Origin of the sequence: Halomonas sp. 113 (assembly GCF_904067645.1) — a bacterium.
In the GTDB taxonomy this organism is placed as follows: domain Bacteria; phylum Pseudomonadota; class Gammaproteobacteria; order Pseudomonadales; family Halomonadaceae; genus Vreelandella; species Vreelandella titanicae.
On the sequence record NZ_LR881453.1, the window covers coordinates 606,685 to 624,490 of the forward strand.

At 57.5% G+C, this 17,806-nt stretch carries 18 protein-coding genes and 1 tRNA gene; 11 read left to right on the top strand and 8 right to left on the bottom strand.

What is annotated here, in order from left to right; genetic code table 11:
* The first annotated feature begins 46 nt into the window (after positions 1–46).
* Positions 47–133 (top strand) — tRNA-Leu (locus YERSI8AC_RS03040).
* Between the two features lie 356 nt (positions 134–489).
* Positions 490–663, top strand: coding sequence for a hypothetical protein (locus YERSI8AC_RS03045; protein WP_236557228.1), 174 nt, complete (start codon positions 490–492; stop codon positions 661–663).
* A 48-nt stretch (positions 664–711) separates the two neighbouring features.
* Here the strand turns inward: YERSI8AC_RS03045 and YERSI8AC_RS03050 are convergent, their stop codons facing one another.
* The 3 genes from YERSI8AC_RS03050 to YERSI8AC_RS03060 all read right to left on the bottom strand — a co-directional run bounded on the left by YERSI8AC_RS03050 (position 712) and on the right by YERSI8AC_RS03060 (position 2,850).
* The gene (locus tag YERSI8AC_RS03050; protein ID WP_159176049.1) at positions 712–1,029 is read right to left on the bottom strand and encodes a helix-turn-helix domain-containing protein; all 318 of its coding nucleotides are present in this window, start codon (positions 1,027–1,029) and stop codon (positions 712–714) included.
* The gene (locus YERSI8AC_RS03055; RefSeq protein ID WP_159176050.1) at positions 1,019–1,390 is read right to left on the bottom strand and encodes a type II toxin-antitoxin system RelE/ParE family toxin; all 372 of its coding nucleotides are present in this window, start codon (positions 1,388–1,390) and stop codon (positions 1,019–1,021) included. The genes YERSI8AC_RS03050 and YERSI8AC_RS03055 overlap by 11 nt, the downstream gene beginning before the upstream one ends.
* An 89-nt stretch (positions 1,391–1,479) precedes the next feature.
* Positions 1,480–2,850 (bottom strand): glycosyltransferase, encoded by a 1,371-nt coding sequence (locus YERSI8AC_RS03060; RefSeq protein WP_159176051.1) that lies wholly within the window; start codon positions 2,848–2,850, stop codon positions 1,480–1,482.
* Between the two features lie 198 nt (positions 2,851–3,048).
* Between YERSI8AC_RS03060 and YERSI8AC_RS03065 the strand changes: the two genes are divergently transcribed.
* From YERSI8AC_RS03065 to YERSI8AC_RS03105, 9 genes are all read left to right on the top strand, one after another.
* Positions 3,049–3,828 (top strand): helix-turn-helix transcriptional regulator, encoded by a 780-nt coding sequence (locus tag YERSI8AC_RS03065; RefSeq protein WP_159177889.1) that lies wholly within the window; start codon positions 3,049–3,051, stop codon positions 3,826–3,828.
* A 172-nt stretch (positions 3,829–4,000) separates the two neighbouring features.
* On the top strand, positions 4,001–4,357 hold the full coding sequence (locus YERSI8AC_RS03070; protein ID WP_008959745.1) for a RidA family protein: 357 nt from the start codon (positions 4,001–4,003) through the stop codon (positions 4,355–4,357).
* A gap of 1 nt (position 4,358) precedes the next feature.
* On the top strand, positions 4,359–5,294 hold the full coding sequence (locus tag YERSI8AC_RS03075) for an ornithine cyclodeaminase family protein (RefSeq protein ID WP_159176052.1): 936 nt from the start codon (positions 4,359–4,361) through the stop codon (positions 5,292–5,294).
* A 138-nt stretch (positions 5,295–5,432) separates the two neighbouring features.
* The gene (gene dctP / locus YERSI8AC_RS03080; protein WP_159176053.1) at positions 5,433–6,506 is read left to right on the top strand and encodes a TRAP transporter substrate-binding protein DctP; all 1,074 of its coding nucleotides are present in this window, start codon (positions 5,433–5,435) and stop codon (positions 6,504–6,506) included.
* Between the two features lie 85 nt (positions 6,507–6,591).
* A complete protein-coding gene (locus YERSI8AC_RS03085) occupies positions 6,592–7,137 on the top strand; it encodes a TRAP transporter small permease (protein ID WP_159176054.1) in 546 nt (181 codons plus the stop codon).
* A complete protein-coding gene (locus YERSI8AC_RS03090; RefSeq protein ID WP_159176055.1) occupies positions 7,134–8,408 on the top strand; it encodes a TRAP transporter large permease in 1,275 nt (424 codons plus the stop codon). The genes YERSI8AC_RS03085 and YERSI8AC_RS03090 overlap by 4 nt, the downstream gene beginning before the upstream one ends.
* A gap of 21 nt (positions 8,409–8,429) precedes the next feature.
* A complete protein-coding gene (locus tag YERSI8AC_RS03095; RefSeq protein ID WP_159176056.1) occupies positions 8,430–9,461 on the top strand; it encodes a histone deacetylase family protein in 1,032 nt (343 codons plus the stop codon).
* Positions 9,458–10,564: a class II histone deacetylase gene (locus YERSI8AC_RS03100; RefSeq protein WP_159176057.1), complete on the top strand. Its 1,107-nt coding sequence runs from the start codon at positions 9,458–9,460 to the stop codon at positions 10,562–10,564. The genes YERSI8AC_RS03095 and YERSI8AC_RS03100 overlap by 4 nt, the downstream gene beginning before the upstream one ends.
* Positions 10,561–11,514, top strand: a complete 954-nt coding sequence (locus YERSI8AC_RS03105; RefSeq protein ID WP_159176058.1) for a branched-chain amino acid transaminase — start codon at positions 10,561–10,563, stop codon at positions 11,512–11,514. Before YERSI8AC_RS03100 ends, YERSI8AC_RS03105 begins: the two co-directional genes overlap by 4 nt.
* Positions 11,515–11,707: 193 nt before the next feature.
* Here the strand turns inward: YERSI8AC_RS03105 and YERSI8AC_RS03110 are convergent, their stop codons facing one another.
* The 5 genes from YERSI8AC_RS03110 to YERSI8AC_RS03130 all read right to left on the bottom strand — a co-directional run bounded on the left by YERSI8AC_RS03110 (position 11,708) and on the right by YERSI8AC_RS03130 (position 17,747).
* Positions 11,708–12,817 carry a pyridoxal phosphate-dependent aminotransferase gene (locus YERSI8AC_RS03110; RefSeq protein ID WP_159176059.1) on the bottom strand — a complete coding sequence of 370 codons (1,110 nt, stop codon included), beginning with the start codon at positions 12,815–12,817 and terminating at the stop codon, positions 11,708–11,710.
* 22 nt (positions 12,818–12,839) lie between these two features.
* Positions 12,840–14,222 carry an FAD-binding oxidoreductase gene (locus YERSI8AC_RS03115; protein ID WP_159176060.1) on the bottom strand — a complete coding sequence of 461 codons (1,383 nt, stop codon included), beginning with the start codon at positions 14,220–14,222 and terminating at the stop codon, positions 12,840–12,842.
* Positions 14,223–14,286: 64 nt separating this feature from the next.
* Positions 14,287–15,927 (bottom strand): ABC transporter ATP-binding protein, encoded by a 1,641-nt coding sequence (locus YERSI8AC_RS03120; RefSeq protein WP_138801579.1) that lies wholly within the window; start codon positions 15,925–15,927, stop codon positions 14,287–14,289.
* A 9-nt stretch (positions 15,928–15,936) separates the two neighbouring features.
* Positions 15,937–16,770 (bottom strand): ABC transporter permease, encoded by an 834-nt coding sequence (locus tag YERSI8AC_RS03125; protein ID WP_138801578.1) that lies wholly within the window; start codon positions 16,768–16,770, stop codon positions 15,937–15,939.
* Positions 16,767–17,747 carry an ABC transporter permease gene (locus tag YERSI8AC_RS03130; protein WP_138801577.1) on the bottom strand — a complete coding sequence of 327 codons (981 nt, stop codon included), beginning with the start codon at positions 17,745–17,747 and terminating at the stop codon, positions 16,767–16,769. Before YERSI8AC_RS03130 ends, YERSI8AC_RS03125 begins: the two co-directional genes overlap by 4 nt.
* Positions 17,748–17,806: the final 59 nt, after the last annotated feature.

Below are 17,806 nucleotides of genomic sequence, written 5' to 3' on the forward strand. Positions count from 1 at the left end.
GCTTTTATTGACGTAAAGAGTTAGGCCTGTATAATGCGCAACCATTGCCGGTGTGGCGGAATTGGTAGACGCAGCGGATTCAAAATCCGCCGCCTTTACGGGTGTGCCAGTTCGAGTCTGGCCACCGGCACCAACTTTAAAATCAGGCACTTAGGTGCCTTTTTTTGTGTCTGCGATTTGTGTTTTTCCCTCCTGAAACTCTGAATCTGTTCACTTTTTGTCCACCTCGATGTTCGGGGGGGGGGGGGGGGGGGGGCTTACTTTATAGCGTTAAATACCTATGCTTGGTTTTAGCTGCAGCGCTGTAGCTCCTAGGCAACTATTTTTGCTTAGATGTGTTTATGCGNGCGTACCTTATAGCGTTGACTAGCTATGCTTAGTTTTAGCTGCAGCGCTGTAGCTTCTAGGCTACTATTTTTGCTTAGATGTGTTTATGCGAGGCAGATTGCCTAATTCTTTAGCCCATCCTCGCATTATGAGGGTGAAGATATGAAAAGCCATGACGCTGCTGTGATTACCATGCTTCGTGAAGATCCTGATATGGCTGTCGATTATTTACGCACCGCTTTTGATGAGTTGGATGAGGAAGGCGGGGAAACGGCCTTTCTTATGGCGCTTCGCCATGTGGTGGAGGCTCAGGGTGGGATGACAGTTAGTCGATGAACGTGTCTCTCAATATTTTGGAACTGATTGAACACGGCCAGTAAAAAACTAAGCAAACTCAAGCTCCACATGTCCAGGCTTAGAGCGTGGGCGAGCAGGTCCTATGACAATGCGCACATCACGGCCTAGACGGGCTAAGCACTCAAGCATTTTCGCTTCGCTAATGCCTCGGAATTGACCTTTTAGTAACGCTGAAACTTTAGGCTGAGGTAAGCCTGTTAGCTCGGCGACTTTCACCTGTGTGAGACGGCGAAGCTGGATAACTTCGCTGATTTTGGCTGCTAGTTGAGCCTTTATCACCATTTCATCTGCGTCTGGGGTGTTGAGGTCGGCATATACATTGCCTGCGCTTTCTTCAACGATCATTGTGAGCCTCCTTGGCGTGTTCTTCCGCCGTTTTTAGCCGTTCACGTATTTTTTGCATATCAGGTTTGGGTGTCGCTATGCCACTTGATGATTTTTTTTGGAAACAGTGCAAGACATAAACCGCTTCCTGGATGCGAACCGTGTAAACAGCACGGTAGGTATCGCCCTGATGATCCTCCACAACCTCAAGAACCCCCGCTGAACCAAAACCTTTTAATGGTTTCGCTTGTGAGTGCTTCGAGCCAATCTGGGCTAGATGGATTGCAAAACCAAATACATCCTCTACATCCTCAGGCATTGCCTGAAGATCTTTTTTTGCACTAGCTACCCATCGTAATAGTTTTGGTGGTGGTGTCTCCATAAAGGAAAAATATACCTATATGGTAATAATTTCAAGTTTGAGAGAAATAACTGAAAATATGCCGTTGTGTCCTTCTCAACGTTCAGCACCTACTTCCCCGCATCAGCCAAATACTCTGCCGTAAGCTGTCGATAAAGCGTCACTAACTCCTTGCTTTTGATATCCTCGTGCCAATTGGCGGCGTATCTTTCGCCACACTCAGCTAGCTGCTGTTGCAGTACTTTATCGTTGAGTAGCTGGTTGACCTTGGCGGCGAAGTCGTCATGGTTATCCTCGGCGATTAGGCAGCCTTCTCCTTCTTTTAATACATCCAGCGTGCCCATCATGGCGGTGGAAACCACTGGCGTGCCTAGTGCCATCGCTTCCAGCAGTACCAGCCCCTGGGTTTCCGTGCGTGACGCAAATACAAAAACGTCGGCGGCGCGGTAGGCGGCTTGCAGCGGGCCGCTGCGGTTGAGATAGCCAAGGAACAGCACCGATTCTGCCACGCCAACTTCCTGGGCGCGCCGGACAAGCCAGTCATGGGCTGGGCCTTCGCCGGTAATGATCAGCCGGGTGTTGGGGTGTTCGGCTAATACCTTGGGCAGCATATCGATCAGAAAATCGATGTTCTTCTCAAAGGCGGCGCGGCCTACATAGAGCAGCAGGCGCGCATCTGTAGGCAGATCGTAATGAGCACGAAAGTCGCTATCATCCTGGGCTCCCTGAGAGTGGCAGAACGACTCCAGCGACAAACCGGTGGGAATGACCGTGGAGGGCGTGGTCACTCCGTAGCGGGTAAGGGCTTCCTGCATTGCTCGTGAAGGAGCGACCAAGGCGTCGAGCTGCTGGCACTGGCGCACTGAAAGCCGACGCGCGGCAAGCCTCAGCCAACGTCGTGGAAGCCAACGGATATAGTGGTGAACATACTCCTCAAACAGGGTGTGGTAGGTCGCTACCACCGGAAGCCCGAGCCGACGCCCCAGCGCTACACCGGCATAGTGGGCGGTAAAGGGGGTGTGGACATGAATAAGGTCAAAGGCTTCAGCGGCAAGCTGCGGTGCCAGGGGGATCAAGTCCCGATAGCGCATCATGCGATCCTCTGGGTCGCCGGGTACCTGGCGCGAGCGGATACGCAATACGCCCGGTTCGTCCACTTGGCCCACAGGATAATCGGGACAGATCAGCGTGACCGAGTGGCCCAAACGCTCAAGGGCGCTGCGAAAACTGGCAATGGAGGTGGAAACACCATTAACGCGGGGGAAGTAGACATCCGAAATCATCAGTATCTTCATACCGCTCAACGGCGTCTCGGTCGTTGACGCCGCTGAGTGAAGCAGCGTTAAAGTTGGCGCTAGTCGTGCTTCGCGTTCAGCTTTACGCTGTAGGTGTAGGGCATTGCCGTTGGCTAATTGAGTGAGGGCCGCGACTTCCTGGTCACTGAGAGGAGAGTTGAGAGAGGGGCGTCGGCGCTGTGGCATGTTGTTTTGACTCTTGTGGCAGCTTACGAATAAGCTATCTTGAGTCCATGACTGGCGGATGACAGCCAGCGCGCTTAGATAAATACCGTGCACTTACCGGGAAGAGTGTTAGCCCACAGTTGGCTTCACTCTCGCTTTTTGTTGCTTAGCCGTTTTATAGTGCTGGAATAGCATTCGATGTACAGACGGTACCCCACCATGGCCCATTTTGAGCTGCATAGCCGCAATTTAGCCCAAGAGCAGGTGGCCCATACCCACGACTTCCATCAACTTATTCTAGCTACCTGTGGTGTTACAGAGCTTTCGATGGAAGGTCAGGGGGAGCGGGTGACCGCCCGCCGCGGTTGTCTAATTCCCTCGTCGCGCCACCACGAGTACCAGGGTGATGGCAGCAATCGTACCTTAGTGTTGGATATACCCGTTGCCCAGTTAGCTTCGCTTGAGAAAGGCAGCGAGATTGAGCGCCTCTTCGATAAACCGCGTTTTTTCAGCGTACCCCCCGCGTTAAACCAGCTTACCCACGCCCTGGCGAACCAGCTTGAACAGTGCCCCGCGCTACAGAATGAAATTGCGATTTTGCTGTTACGCGCGCTGACCATGTATCTGCATGACACCTCTTCCACAGCGGTTGGGCAGTTAGGTCAGCACTGCATCAGCGAACGCCTGGATCTTGCGCGTTTGGATGCCTGGTTGGATCAGCACCTGGCCGATGAGGTTCGCGTGGAGCAGTTAGCTGCTTTGTGTGCCTTGAGCCCAGGGCACTTTCACTCCTGCTTTCGCGAGCTGACCGGCGTAACACCGCTGGCCTATGTGCAGCGCAGGCGCTTGGAGCATGCCCGCACCTTGGTTCGCCATAGCACGCTCAGCCTGGGGCATATCGCAATGCTGGTCGGCTTTCGTGATCAAGGCAGCTTTTCCCGCGCCTATCGACGTTATTTCGAGCTTTCCCCTTCTTCAGATCGTCAGGCCCTCATCTGACCGCTAGCCCCTCGCCGAACCGTTAGTGATAAAATTTTCTTGCCTGCATGACTTGCGGGCAAATCTACCTCAGCTTCGGGCAAGTAATTTGCCTGCTAGCGCTTTAGTCTTTGACTAATCCCTTATATCAAGACCCTTTATATCAGCAGCACCGCTTTCAAGGAGCAACACCATGGGCGTTACCTATCAAGACAGCAATGCACGTATGAGCCAAGTGGCGATTCACAACGGCACCGTTTACCTGGCAGGCCAGGTTCCTCCTGATGCCACGGCGGATATGCGCGGCCAAACCGAACAGGTGCTGGCGCGTATCGATCAACTGCTAGCCCAGGCGGGCACCTCGAAAGAGCATTTGATTTCGGCGCAAATATGGGTCACCAGCATGGCGGAGTTCGACCAAATGAACGCTGCTTGGGACGCCTGGGTCGTGCCCGGTCGCCCACCTGTGCGTGCAGCGCTTGAAGCCCAGCTCGCCAAGCCCGAGTGGAAAGTGGAGATCATGGTGGTAGCCGCGCTGCCGGAGGCCTGATATGCGGGTTGTTTCTGCTGAAGAGGTCACTCGCCACCTAACGTGGGATGGCTTGATCAAGCGGCTACATACAACGTTCGTGAATGGCGTGGAGTCTCCTCCCCGCCATCACCATGCGATGCACCGGCCAGATGGCGAAGCCACCATGCTGCTAATGCCCGCCTGGGAAGCGGCGGGTTACATCGGCGTGAAAATGGTCAACGTGTTTCCGCAAAATGCCGATCACGGTATCCCGGCAATCTCTGGGCTCTACTTGCTCAGCGAGGGCAAGCACGGCCAGCCGCTGGCGTGTATCGATGGCAGCGAGCTAACCCGGCGTCGCACGGCGGCAGCCTCCGCGCTGGCCGCTCAAGCCTTGGCCAATGAAAACGCAGAAACGCTGCTGGTGGTGGGTACGGGGAAGTTGGCGCCCATGGTGATCGAGGCCCACGCCAGCGTACGCCCCATCAAACGTGTGCTGATCTGGGGCCGCAATCCCAGTAAAGCGGCGGCGATTGCCGACGAGTACGCCGAACGCTTCGAAACCCATGTGGTGGAGGAATTAGCGGATGCTGTCGCTGAGGTGGACATCATTAGCTGCGTAACGCTCTCCAATCAGCCGCTGATTAAAGGTGAGTGGCTAACGCCCGGCACTCACCTGGATCTGATCGGCGCGTTTCGACCACAGATGCGCGAAACCGATGCGCTGTGTCTGCGCCGTTCTGAAGTATTTGTGGACACCTACGCCGGTGCCAAAGGCGAGGCGGGCGACATCCTGCAAGCCATTGAAGAGGGCGAATTCCAGTTCGACCAGATTCAGGCGGAGCTTGCTGAGGTGCTAGCAGGGACTAAATCGGGGCGCTCCGCACCGGATGCCATCACGCTATTCAAATCGGTAGGGGCTTCGCTGGAAGACCTGGCCGCTGCCATTGAGGTGTGGGAGTCGCTTCCCGAATAACCATAGCTTTTTCAGGAGACATAGTTTTTTCAACAGATATGGTTTTTACAACAAAAATAGTAATCACCACATCGTCACCGATCAGGTGGCAACGCCAGTCATAACGAAGACCGACTAATAAACAAAATGAGGTGTGTTATGAACGCAAAAAAATCAGTATTTTTCGCCGCCCTGGCGGCGCTCCCGTTGGCTATTACCAGCGCCAATGCCCAAGCGCAATCCTATGAAATGGTGATCGCCACGCAGTTGCCAGAGGATATGAGCAATAACGAAATCTATCCGGCGCTGGTGCATTTCAAGAACCTGGTGGAGGCGCGAACCGACGGGGATCTTGAGGTCACGATCTTCGGCGGCGGCCAGCTAGGCTCCGAGGTGGAAAACGGCTCGGAAGTGCAGGGCGGACGAACGCTACAGTCGACGATTATGTCTGCCGGGGCGATGTCATCCTTCTACGAAGACTACCAAGTAGTCACGGCGCCTTTCCTGTTTACCAACTGGCGTCAGGCGTGGAGTTTCTTTGATAGTGAATGGTTCGCCGACTTTATGTCCGGCACCGTCGAAGCCGCTGATATGCGTTATTTGGGCACCTTCGACGATGGCGGTGGCTTCGTCGCCTTCACTAACAACGTGCGCTTGATTGAGACCGTCGAAGATTTAGAAGGCCTCAATATTCGTACTGAAGAGAACCCCGCCCACGTGGCGATCATGCGCTCGCTAGGCGCTTCGGCCACCCCGTTGCCCTGGGGCGAGCTAATCACCGCGCTGGAAACCGGACTTGCCGATGGTCAGTTCAATGCGCCAGTGCTCAACACCACCTTCAACTTCGATGCGGTGACTGACTACACCACGCTCACCGGGCATGTGTATAACAGCGCCCCCTGGGTGGTCAGCGAGTCTTGGTACCAGTCGCTACCGGAAGAGCATCAGCAGGCGGTAATCAGCTCCGCCCGGGAAGCGATTCAACTGAGCCACGGTATGTCGGGTGCCTTGGCTACCGCAAGCTGGGTGGAGTCCTGTGGGCGCTTTGAAGAGTGCTACCTGATGCCCGACGCTGAGCGTGAGCGGATGGCAGAGATTGCGCGCCCCGCCTGGCAAGAGTGGATCGTCGATGACTTCGGCATGGACGAAGCCCGCGTACAGGGGCTGCTTGACGAAGTCGAGCGCGTCGGCCAGCAGTTGGCAGAAGACGACTACCGCATTTATGGCCAATAAAGCCTGGGTCAAAAAAACAAGGCCAATAACGGTTAGCGAACGATATACGCTGGGGCGATGTAAGGCCCCAGCGTGAGGAAAAACCATGGGCGTTTTAACTCCTTTGCGACGCGTGAGCGACCTCGTCAATCAGGTGGCCATCGTGGTGTGTGTGGGCTGTATCCTGGCGATGCTGGGCATATCGTTCACTGCGTTTCTCTACAAGCTGATCACTGGCAGCACGCTTAGCTGGACCTACTCGCTGGCGCGGCTGTTTCTGCCCTGGATCGGCTTTCTCTCCATGACGATTTCGCTGCGCTATGGCGAGCACGTCGCCATGACCCTGCTGGTTCGCAGCTTGCCCAGAGTAATGGTGCAAGTGGCTGCCGGGCTCTGCCTGGCGGTGATTGGCCTGTTTGCACTGATGCTGACGTGGTACGGCTGGGATTACTTCGCCAGTGCCACCCAGGTTTACATGGTCTCTGATCAAATTCGTATTCCCAGCAAGGTGACCGCTATCGTGGTGCCTCTCAGTGGCGTCCTCATGCTGCTGCATCTGGTGCATGGCTTTGCCCTGCTGGAGCACTTCATTGATGAGCAGGACGTGATTAGCGAACTCATCGACACCTCTGACGGGGAGCACCGCTCATGACTCCTGCAATTATTGCGTTTGTCGTGCTGCTGTTTATCGGAGCACCGGTAGCGGTGGTGATGGCCATGTCGGGGCTAGCGGGTGGCTTTGCCATCGGCGGCGAGCGCATGCTCGGTATCATTGCCGACCGCATGTTCTCCGGCGTCTCCGGCTTTCTGCTGATTGCCGTGCCCTACTTTATTTTCACCGCTGAGCTGATGAACCAAGGCGGGCTGACCCACAAGCTGATCGCCTTCAACAATGCGCTGTTCGGCCGGGTGCGCGGGTCACTCTCCCACGTGAATATCTCGGTCTCGGTATTCTTTGCGGGTCTCACCGGCGCGGCGGTCACCGATACCGTCGCCATCGGCAAGATCATGATTCCTGAGATGAAAAAGCAGGGCTACGATGCCGAATACGCCGCTGCGGTGACCGCCTGTTCTTCCATCATCGGGCCGATTATTCCCCCAAGCGTGGTGATGGTGGTGTACGCCACACTGCTGCGGGATATTTCGGTGATTGACCTGTTTGCCGGTGGCATTATCCCCGGTCTGTTGATGGCGCTGGCGCTGCTGGGCGTCAGCTTTTTTCTGGCCTGGAAACGCAACTATCCCAAGCAAGCACCCACGCCCTTCAAAGCGGCGATCGTCGCCTTTCTAGTCGCGCTGCCCGCCATGGTAGTGCCACTGATTATTCTTGGCGGGATACTCTCGGGGCTCACCACGATTACCGAAGCCTCGGGGTTTGCGGCGGTTTACGCCATCGTGATTGGCGTGGTCTTCTACCGTAATCTGACCTGGCGCAAAATCTGGGATGCGCTGGTGACCACGGTGCGCTTCTCCGGCGTGGTGTTTTTTCTACTGGCAACCTCGGCGGTATTGGGCTGGTTCGTTACCCGCTCAGGGATAGCCAGGGATGCGGCCAGCATGATTACCACCTTTAGCGATGCAGCCTTTGTGCAGCTGATGCTGGTGTGTCTGCTACTCTTGGTGATTGGCACGGTGATGGATGTGCTGCCCGCGCTGGTGGTCATTGCGCCGGTGCTGGTGCCAGCGATGATCCAGCTGGGCTTTGACCCGCTCCACTTCGCGATCCTGATGATCGTGGTGCTCAATATCTCCAACGTGACACCGCCAGTGGGGATGACGCTTATGACCGCCGCGCGAATAGCCGAGGTGCCTTATGAACGGGCAATTGTGGCATCGCTGCCGTTTTACGTGTCGTTCCTGGTGGTGATTGTGTTGCTGGCGGCGTTTCCGGCGCTCTCTACCTGGATTCCGTCACTGCTGTAATTTAGCTAAGGACTGCGACCCATGAAGTGTTTTTATCACCCTGATCAGGCGTTGCATGCGCCGCCGACCTTTCTGCTGCGCGGCCAACCTGCGCCTTCGCCGGAAGGCCCGGTGCGCGCTGAACTGCTTACCCAAGGGCTGGCAACGGCAGGGCTGACCCTGTCTGCACCTGCCGAGGCCGATTCGCCTAAGCTGCGCAAGCGCCTGGAACAGATTCATACGCCGCGCTACCTGACGTTTTTGGACACCATTTACGCTCGCTGGCAGGCGCTGCCCAATGCGGCGGAAGTGGTTGCGCCAAATATTCACCCTTGCGGCGGTGGCCACCACTACCCGCGCCACCCGATTGGCCAGGCGGGCTGGCACCTTCACGATATGGCCTGCCCGCTAAGTGCGACCAGCTTTCAAGGCGCGCTGGCCTCAGCGGCTAGCGCCGAAGCCGCGGCAGGAGAGGTGCTTAATGGCGCGCCATCGGCTTACGCACTGTGCCGCCCGCCGGGTCACCATGCCGGGCCGGAGCGCGCTGGGGGCTTTTGCCTGCTGAACAATTCAGCGTTGGCCGCCACGGTGCTGCGCGAACGCTTCGCCAAAGTAGCCATCATCGATGTGGATCTCCACCACGGCAACGGCACCCAAGATATTTTCTATCACCGCAGTGATGTCTGGACGGGCTCGCTGCACGCCGACCCCAGTGATTTCTACCCGTTTTTTTGGGGCGGTGCTGATGAAGAGGGCTTTGATGAGGGCGTAGGTGCTAACGTTAATCTGCCCTTACCGGTAGGCAGCGACGGGGAGGTTTATCTCGATGCCCTGGCGATTCTGATTGATCACCTACAGCGCTATGAGCCCGATGCCGTGGTGGTAGCGTTAGGCTTGGATGCCCACAAAGATGACCCGCTAGCGGGGCTTACGGTAGAGACCGAAGCATTTATCGAAGTGGGTAAACGCTTGGCAGCGCTCTCGTTACCCATGATGATTGTTCAGGAGGGAGGCTATCCCACCGAGCACCTAAGCGCCAACCTGACCGCTTTTATGCAGGGCTTCACGGCATGAGCAGAACCGGTTTTTATTGGCACGAACGCTGCTTTTGGCACGATCTGGGCGCGATTGGGGTATTTTCCGCGCCCGGTGAATTTTTACAGCCCCAGGCCGCCTCGGAAAGCCCGGAAAGCAAACGACGGCTGAAAAATATTCTTGAAGTCAGTGGGCTGATTGACGAGCTGAGCGTGGTTAAACCTCCTGCCGCTGCGATGGAAGATCTGCTGCGTTTTCATACCCCACGCTATTTGGATGAACTGCAGACAGGGGATAAAGCCCGGGGCGGCAATGGTGGCGACTGCGCGCCTTACATGCCCGGTAGTTGGGCGGCGGCCACGCAGTCCGCAGGGCTGGCCATTGCCGCCGTTGAAGCCGTAGCGCTGGGCGAGGTGAGCAACGCCTACGCCCTATGCCGCCCGCCGGGGCACCATGCTGAAGCCGATCTAGGCCGTGGGTTCTGCCTGCTGGGCAATATCCCCGTGGCGGTGATGCGCGCCCGCGCCTTGGGGCAGGTTAACCGTGTGGCGATACTCGATTGGGATGTTCATCACGGCAACGGTCAGCAGGCGGCATTTTATGGCGAGCCCGATGTGTTGACCGTTTCACTTCATCAGGCGGCGAACTACCCGCTGGAAACCGGCAGTTTTGACGAGCAGGGCGAAGGCGCAGGCCTGGGCGCCAATCTCAACCTGCCGCTGCCACCGGGCTGTGGCCTGGGCGCCTACGCCTACGCCATGGAAAAACTGGTGCTGCCCGCGTTGGAAGCCTTTAAGCCCGAACTCATCGTGGTGGCCTGCGGTTACGACGCCTGCGCTAAGGATCCCTTAGGCAAAATGCTGCTCAATAGCCAGGCGTTCGCCACCATGACCGCCCAGCTTAAAGCGCTGGCCGAGCGCTGCTGCGATGGCAAGCTGGTGTTCGTCCATGAAGGCGGTTATTCAGAAGGCTACGTGCCGCTCTGTGGCCACGCGGTGATCCAGACGTTGGTAGATAGCCAAACTGCCGTGCCCGACCCGCAAAACGATGAAATTGCCGCTTGGGGCTATCAGGCCCTGCAACCGCACCAGCAGTCATTGATAGATGACTGGTGCCAACAGTGGGAGCAACGCAAACAATGACACCGCTTTATGACCGCGATGGTTGGATTTGGCACGACGGTGAATGGCTGGAGTGGCGCGAAGCCAAGGTGCATGTCTTCACCCATACGCTACACTATGGCATGGGCTGTTTTGAGGGCGTGCGCGCCTATGCTGGCCCTAGCGGCACGCATCTATTTCGTGCCGCTGAACATACCCGCCGCTTGGCAGAAAGCGCCCATTCGCTGGATATGCCGCTGCCGTTTAGCGAAGCGGAGCTGATCAATGCCCAGCGCCAGTGCCTGACCAAAAATGGCCTGAGCAATGCCTACCTGAAACCTACCGTGTTTTTTGGTGCGGAAGGTTTAGGATTACGCGCCCAAGGATTAACCACCCACGTAATGGTCGCCGCCTGGGATCTAGGCCCCTACATTTCGCCCCAGGCCGCCACCCACGGCTTGCGCGCGCTGACCTCTTCCTGGGCTCGCCATCACGTCAATATCAGCTTGTGTCGGGCGAAAACCAATGGTCACTACGTCAACTCGATACTGGCACTGAATACCGCGATCAAAGCCGGTTTCGATGAAACCATCATGCTCGACCCGGAAGGCTATGTGGCTGAGGCCTCGGCGGCTAACGTCTTCTTGCTCCGCGATGGCGTGCTGCACACCCCGGAAGTGACGTCCTGCCTGCAAGGTATCACCCGGGATAGCGTGATTCAGCTGGCGCAAAAAGTGCTGGGTATTGAAGTGCGCGAGCGGCGGATTACCCGTGATGAGCTCTACACCGCCGATGAGGCATTTTTAACTGGCACCGCCGCCGAAATACTCCCGCTTCGCGAGCTGGATGGTCGGCGCATTGGTGGACGTGCTGGCGCGCCGCCAGTCAACGAACCCATCAGCCAAGACAGCGTCACTGCTCAACTGCAGGGTTTATATCGCCAGGCGGTGCGCGGCGAGCTGGACTATTTCAGGCATTGGTTAACGCCTTAGATCTATTGGGGTTGGAAGTAAGAGCTATGCAACCCCTGTCACCCGCTGCGAGGGCAGGTTGAAGCGAGGGTCTTTTTCCAGGGATGGAAAAAGTAGCGCCCAGGGATGGGTTCACAGCGCCCTCGCGGAAACCTGCCCTCGATGCTCACAGCTATCCGCCTGCATATGTCCTTTATCAAATTTACCAATTTAATCAGGCGTGTTCTTTAATAGCCTGTTCCAGAGCGTCCAACCTTCCCGGTTCCAACGCGGCTTGCACGGCGGTAATGCGTATCACATTGGCAAGCTCAGGATGCGCCAAACGAGCGACCAAAACGCCTTCAGCGAGCAGTTGCTGATGTACCTCGGCGGCGAGTTCCGCGCTAGGTAAGCGAATGCCGATAAAGTTGGTGGCGCTGGGGAGTACGTCGGCACCGAGTGAGCGAAAGTGCTCTGCCAACTGCTCACGGCGGGCTTTTACATCGGCGACGTGTTGGTGAACCTCGTCAGGGTGGTCGAGTACCACTTCCGCAGCGGCCAGGGTCAATGACGATACCGCGTAGTGAATGCGCACCTTCATCATCATCGCCAGCACGTCAGGGTCGGCGATGGCGTAGCCAATGCGTAGACCCGCCAGGCCATGAGCCTTGGAAAGCGTGCGTAGGCGAATCACTCCCGGTATTGCTTTGGCAGCGAACTCGCTGCCCGCGTCATCACGAAAATCCCCATAGGCTTCATCCAGCAGCAGCCAGCAGGTGTCGGGCAGCTCCTCGCGCAGTTTGAGAATGGCGCTGTCGCTATGTAAGTGGCCGCTGGGGTTATCCGGGTTGGCCAGATACACCAGTCGTGCGTTTTCCTGATGGGCAGCGGCGGCCAGAGCTTCCAGGTCGGGGGCCAGCACGCCGGGCGCTTCATAATAGCTGGGCTCTACCAGGTTACAGCCCTGGCCTTTGGCAAAATAACCCAAGGTGGGGTAAGTGCCTGCGGTGCTCACCACGGTTTCACCCGGTTCGCAGGTGGTGCGCAGGGCCAGGGCAATCAAACTATCGGCACCGGCATCTACCAGCAGGGTTTCAAGCGCCATACCCTGTTGTTCGCTAATACGTTTGCGAACACCCAGCGCCTCGGCGTCGCCGTAGCAGTAAACGTGTTCGACCAGCGCATCGCCAAAGTGATCGCGCAGGGCGCGGTGAGGCATATCCAGGCCTTCGTTAGAGCCCAGCCGATGGGGGATTACCTTGCCAAGTCGGCGTTCTAGCACCTTAATGCCCGGAAATGGATTAGCAGGGCCTTTACTCAGTAAGTGGTTGGGGTAGCGGGGCATGTTGATATCCTAAAAACAATTATTAACTCAATATTTTACCGCGATTGAGAAGGCGATGTGGGTCTAGCACCTGCTTGAGCGTATGCATCAATTCAATCTCGGCGCTGGAGCGGCAAGTGGCGAGCCAGGGGCGCTTCTCCAGGCCAATGCCATGCTCGGCGGAAACTGAGCCGCCCAGCGTTGCCAGCGGCTGGTAAACCATGGCTTCAACCTCTCGCCGCACTTCGATCTCAGCGCTCCCCACGCTAACGGAAATATGAAGGTTGCCATCGCCGAGATGACCAAATACCACCAGTTTCGCCTCTGCCCAGCGCTGGGTTAGCTGTGCTTCCAAGGCATTGGTGTAGCGCTGCATATCGGCAATCGGCAGGCTGACGTCGAAGGTGAGTACCGGCGCCAAGCCTTTGACCAGCCCCTCGATATCTTCACGAATCGCCCATAGTCCATCGCGTTGGGTAGTCGACTGCGCGATCACCGCATCGACAATCAGCTCGCTCTCTAACGCACTTTCTAATGCTTCGCTGAACTGAGTGGCATTGCGCTCGGTGTCGCTGCCCAGGGAATCAATGATCACATAAAACGGATGTTCAGTGGCAATCGGCGGAGTGTGGCGGCCCAGGGTTTCAGTGAGCAGCCGGTAGTGGTTTTGCCACATCACCTCAAAAGCGCCGAGGCCTCCGCCAAGCGCTTTGCCCATATGGCTGAGCAGCCCGGTAAGTGCCTCAAACGAGGGGCAGGCCACCATCGCCGTTTGCTCGCTTGGGGTAGGTGGCTGCAGGCGCAGCACTGCGCGGGTCACAATCCCCAGGGTGCCTTCGCTACCGATAAACAGCTGCTTTAAATCGAAACCGGCGTTGTTTTTCAGCATGTGGTTCATGGAGCTGACCACCCGGCCATCGGCCATCACCGCCTCCAGGCCGAGCACTTGCTGGCGCATCATGCCGTAGCGAATGACCCGGACACCCCCGGCGTTGGTGGCGATATTGCCGCCAATGGTGCAACTGCCCCGGGCGCCCAGATCCAGCGGAAATTGCAGCCCGACCTCTTTAGCGGCTTCCTGAACCCGTTGCAGTGGTGCCCCGGCCTGAACACTAAGCGTACCGCCTACCTGGTCTATCTCTTCAATCGCGGTCATCCGCTCTAGCGATATCACCAGCTCATCTGGGCTCGCCTCAGCGCCGTGTACCAAGCCTGTTAGGCCACCGTGGGTCACCACCGGCTGCTGCACCTGATGGCAAGCGCGCATCACCGCGGCGACTTGTTCGGTATCCGCCGGGCGTACAATAGCGCCTGCCTGGCAGGGCGCGCCGGTCATCCAATCGACACTGCGGCTAATAACATCGTCGCCCGTTAATACGTGGGTCGGGCCGACAATGGCGCGCAGAGCCTCCAGGGTTATGTGCATGTGTGTTCCTTAACGTGTCTTGTCCATTCGGTAAACTAGCTTTTGAAAAACCTGCTTTGCAAACTTATGCGGTTGCCGCCACGGGCGCTTCGCGGCCGGGAATTGCCTTGAGCAGGTCTTGGGTATACGCCTCACGTGGGGCGAGGAAAATCTGCTCAGCGCTGCCTTGCTCTACAATCCGGCCGTGCTGCATCACCACAATGCGGTCGCAAATCTGCGCGGCGACGCGGAGGTCGTGGGTGATAAACAGCAGCGATAACGAAAGCCGCTGTTTAAGCTCCTCCAGCAGTTCCAACACCTGGGCCTGAATCGACACGTCCAAGGCTGATACGGCCTCATCCGCCACAATCAGTTCAGGGTTGAGCGCCAGCGCCCTGGCAATACCGATGCGCTGGCGCTGGCCACCGGAAAATTCATGCGGGAAGCGCTCCACGGCGCTGGCGCCCAAACCGACCATATCGAGCAACTCGCCCGCCTGTTTAAGCGCTGCGGCTTTGGGCGTGCCATTGGCAATCGGCCCCTGGGCTATCGCCATGCCCACTTTGGTGCGTGGGTTGAGCGAGGCGTAAGGGTCTTGGAATATCATCTGCACCCTGTGGCGTTCCCGGCGTAGCGCATCGCCTTTGAGCTGCGAAAGATTCACCCCATCCAACAGCAGCTCGCCGCTGTCCGGGTGCTCCAAACGCACCACGCAGCGCCCGAGGGTGGACTTTCCGGAACCGGATTCGCCTACGATGCCCACGGTTTCACCGCGGGCCAGGGTGAGCGAAACATCCTCAAGGGCACGTACCTCCCGGGCAGGTTTAAGGAATCCGCCGCGGGAGCGAAAGACCTTATTGAGCTGCTTGATCTCCAGCAGCGGGGCGACTTGGCTGGTCTCCCGGTGGGGCGGCACTGCATTGCTGGGAATCGCGGCAATCAGCGCTTGGGTATAGGCGTCTTGAGGATTCCCAAGCACCGACTTAGCGTCCCCCAGCTCGACGATCTTGCCGTGGCGCATAACGCAAACACGGTTGGCGATTTCGGCTACCACGCCAAAGTCGTGGGTGATAAACATCACCGACATGCCGCGCCGCTGCTGAAGGTCGCGAATCAGCTCCAGGATCTGCGCCTGAGTCGTCACATCCAGTGCAGTAGTCGGCTCATCGGCAATCAGTAGAATGGGCTCCAGCGCCAGGGCCATGGCGATCATCACCCGCTGGCGCTGGCCGCCGGAAAGCTCAAACGGGTAGGCGCGAATGGCCTTCTCCGGCTGTGGAATACCCACTTCGATCAACAGCTCCAGGGCGCGGGCTTGGCGTTCTTTGGGGGTGAACTGGCCATGGGCCTCGAACACTTCAGCAATTTGCGCGCCTACCCGCATCAGTGGGTTTAGGGCGGTCATTGGCTCCTGGAAGATCATGCCGATTTTTAGCCCGCGCAGGGCGCGGTGCTGCTTTTCCGACAGGGCAAGTAAATCCTGCCCTTCAAAGAGTATCTCACCATGGGTAGCGTTCACGCCCTTGGGCAGCAGCCCCATCACAGCGTTGGCGGCCATCGATTTACCGGAACCGGACTCACCCACTACGCACATGATTTCGCCGCGCTTCACCTCGTAGCTAACGTCTTCCACCGCCAGGGCGCGATCCGCCCCTTTTGGGAGCGCAATGTTGAGGTCGCGAATGCTGAGGACGGTGTCAGCCGATTGATTCTCTGTAATAGGCATATAAAGTCCTTAGCGCTCGCGTGATAGTTTGGGGTTCAGTGCGTCGTCTAAACCTTCACCCACCAGGTTTAACGCCAGTACCGTCAGCAAAATCGCCACGCCAGGGAAGAAACTCAGCCACCACGCCTGGCGAATCACCGTGCGCGCAGCGCCTATCATATAGCCCCAGGACATCACGTTCGGGTCGCCCAGGCCGAGAAAAGACAGCGCCGACTCCAGCAAAATCGCGGTGGCCACCATTAGCGAGGCCAGCACGATAATCGGCGACAGCGTATTGGGCAGAATCTGGCGCAGGATAATCGTGCTGTTGGACTGGCCGACCAAGCGCGCGGCTTCGACATACTCGCGGTTGCGCAGCGACATAAATTCAGCGCGCACTAAGCGGGCCACCGGCGGCCAGCTGACAATCGCAATCGCCAGCACAATCGAGGTGATGCTGGGCTGCATGATGGCCACCAGCACTATCGCCAGGGCGAAGTTGGGGATGGTCTGGAAGAACTCGGTAAAGCGCATCAGTACGTCATCAATGATACCGCCGTAGTAGCCAGCAATGGCCCCCAAGGGAACGCCAATCAGCAGCGCCACGCTGGTGGATACCAGCCCGATCAATAGTGATACCCAGGCGCCGTGCATTAAACCTGAGGCCACGTTGCGGCCCATGGTGTCGGTGCCCAGGGGAAAGCCATCTTGGGATAGCGGCGGTAAAAAGGGCCGCTGCACCATGCGCCAGGGCGATTCAGGAAACAGCAGCGGCGCCAGTATGGCCATGGCGATAATCAGCACCAGGATGATCAGGCCGACGAGGGCGCCACGGTTTTGCGCGAAGCGTGCGAAAAAGCTCATGCGGCCCCCTTCTTGATGCGTGGATCAGCCAGGCTGTACACCAAATCGGTGATGATATTGAAGACGATGACCAGCGCCGCCGAGAAGAAGAAAATGCCCAGCAGCAGGTTGTAGTCGCGCTGTTGCAACGCTTCGAACATCAGCCGCCCGATGCCGGGCCAGGCAAACACGGTTTCGGTCAGGATGGCGCCTCCGACCATCTGCCCCGCCTGCAGGCCGGCTAACGTGATGATCGGCAGCAGGGCGTTACGCAACACATGGCGGCGCTGAATAATGCTGGGCTTCAAACCTTTGGCGCGGGCGGTTTTGACGTAATCCTGCTGCGCGGCATCCAACATCGAAGTGCGCGTCATGCGGGTGTAAATCGCCATAAAAAATAGCGCTAAGGTGGTCGCCGGGAGCACTAAGTGCTTGGCAACATCGAGCACCAGCGCAAACCCCGTATGGCCTGCCCCCACGGTGTAGAGGCCGTAGGCGGGCAGCCAGCCCAGGTAGACGGAAAACACCACCACCGACATCAGTGCGACCCAGAACAGCGGCGTGGCGTAGAACACCAGCGCTAGCGCCATGATCAGTGATCCAGAGGGTTTCTTGACCCGTGCCGCGGCCATGGAGCCCGCCACGATGCCCAGCACCAACGAGAGCACGAAGGCAGTGCCAGTCAGCAATAGGGTGGCAGGTAAGCGATCCATAATCAGATCAAAGACAGGGACGCCCAACCGGTAGGAGTAACCGAAATCGAGCATGGCGATACCTGATACATAGCGCCACAGCTGTACATACATCGGCTGGTCGAGCCCAAAGCGCTCGCGCAACTGGTTGAGAAACTCCTGGTCGGCAGCACCTGCTTCACCGGCCAGAATGGCGGCCGGGTCACCTGGGGCCAGTTGAATCAGCAGGAAGTTAAAAATAACGATTAAAAACAGCACAATCACGGCTTTAAATAGCCGCATCAGAATGAGGCGCGCGTAAACCATAAGTCGTTTTCCTGACTAATACCTTCAAGACATAGCTAAAAAAAACCAGGTAGCTCGCG

What these genes read in the sequence shown, in the direction of transcription:
- YERSI8AC_RS03105 (WP_159176058.1), top strand. Translation starts at nt 10,561, where the DNA reads ATGACACCGCTTTATGACCGCGATGGTTGGATTTGGCACGACGGTGAA.
- YERSI8AC_RS03095 (WP_159176056.1), top strand. Translation starts at nt 8,430, where the DNA reads ATGAAGTGTTTTTATCACCCTGATCAGGCGTTGCATGCGCCGCCGACC.
- dctP (WP_159176053.1), top strand. Translation starts at nt 5,433, where the DNA reads ATGAACGCAAAAAAATCAGTATTTTTCGCCGCCCTGGCGGCGCTCCCG.
- YERSI8AC_RS03055 (WP_159176050.1), bottom strand. Translation starts at nt 1,390, where the DNA reads ATGGAGACACCACCACCAAAACTATTACGATGGGTAGCTAGTGCAAAA.
- YERSI8AC_RS03045 (WP_236557228.1), top strand. Translation starts at nt 490, where the DNA reads ATGAAAAGCCATGACGCTGCTGTGATTACCATGCTTCGTGAAGATCCT.
- YERSI8AC_RS03060 (WP_159176051.1), bottom strand. Translation starts at nt 2,850, where the DNA reads ATGCCACAGCGCCGACGCCCCTCTCTCAACTCTCCTCTCAGTGACCAG.
- YERSI8AC_RS03085 (WP_159176054.1), top strand. Translation starts at nt 6,592, where the DNA reads ATGGGCGTTTTAACTCCTTTGCGACGCGTGAGCGACCTCGTCAATCAG.
- YERSI8AC_RS03070 (WP_008959745.1), top strand. Translation starts at nt 4,001, where the DNA reads ATGGGCGTTACCTATCAAGACAGCAATGCACGTATGAGCCAAGTGGCG.
- YERSI8AC_RS03115 (WP_159176060.1), bottom strand. Translation starts at nt 14,222, where the DNA reads ATGCACATAACCCTGGAGGCTCTGCGCGCCATTGTCGGCCCGACCCAC.
- YERSI8AC_RS03075 (WP_159176052.1), top strand. Translation starts at nt 4,359, where the DNA reads ATGCGGGTTGTTTCTGCTGAAGAGGTCACTCGCCACCTAACGTGGGAT.
- YERSI8AC_RS03125 (WP_138801578.1), bottom strand. Translation starts at nt 16,770, where the DNA reads ATGAGCTTTTTCGCACGCTTCGCGCAAAACCGTGGCGCCCTCGTCGGC.
- YERSI8AC_RS03100 (WP_159176057.1), top strand. Translation starts at nt 9,458, where the DNA reads ATGAGCAGAACCGGTTTTTATTGGCACGAACGCTGCTTTTGGCACGAT.
- YERSI8AC_RS03065 (WP_159177889.1), top strand. Translation starts at nt 3,049, where the DNA reads ATGGCCCATTTTGAGCTGCATAGCCGCAATTTAGCCCAAGAGCAGGTG.
- YERSI8AC_RS03110 (WP_159176059.1), bottom strand. Translation starts at nt 12,817, where the DNA reads ATGCCCCGCTACCCCAACCACTTACTGAGTAAAGGCCCTGCTAATCCA.
- YERSI8AC_RS03120 (WP_138801579.1), bottom strand. Translation starts at nt 15,927, where the DNA reads ATGCCTATTACAGAGAATCAATCGGCTGACACCGTCCTCAGCATTCGC.
- YERSI8AC_RS03130 (WP_138801577.1), bottom strand. Translation starts at nt 17,747, where the DNA reads ATGGTTTACGCGCGCCTCATTCTGATGCGGCTATTTAAAGCCGTGATT.
- YERSI8AC_RS03050 (WP_159176049.1), bottom strand. Translation starts at nt 1,029, where the DNA reads ATGATCGTTGAAGAAAGCGCAGGCAATGTATATGCCGACCTCAACACC.
- YERSI8AC_RS03090 (WP_159176055.1), top strand. Translation starts at nt 7,134, where the DNA reads ATGACTCCTGCAATTATTGCGTTTGTCGTGCTGCTGTTTATCGGAGCA.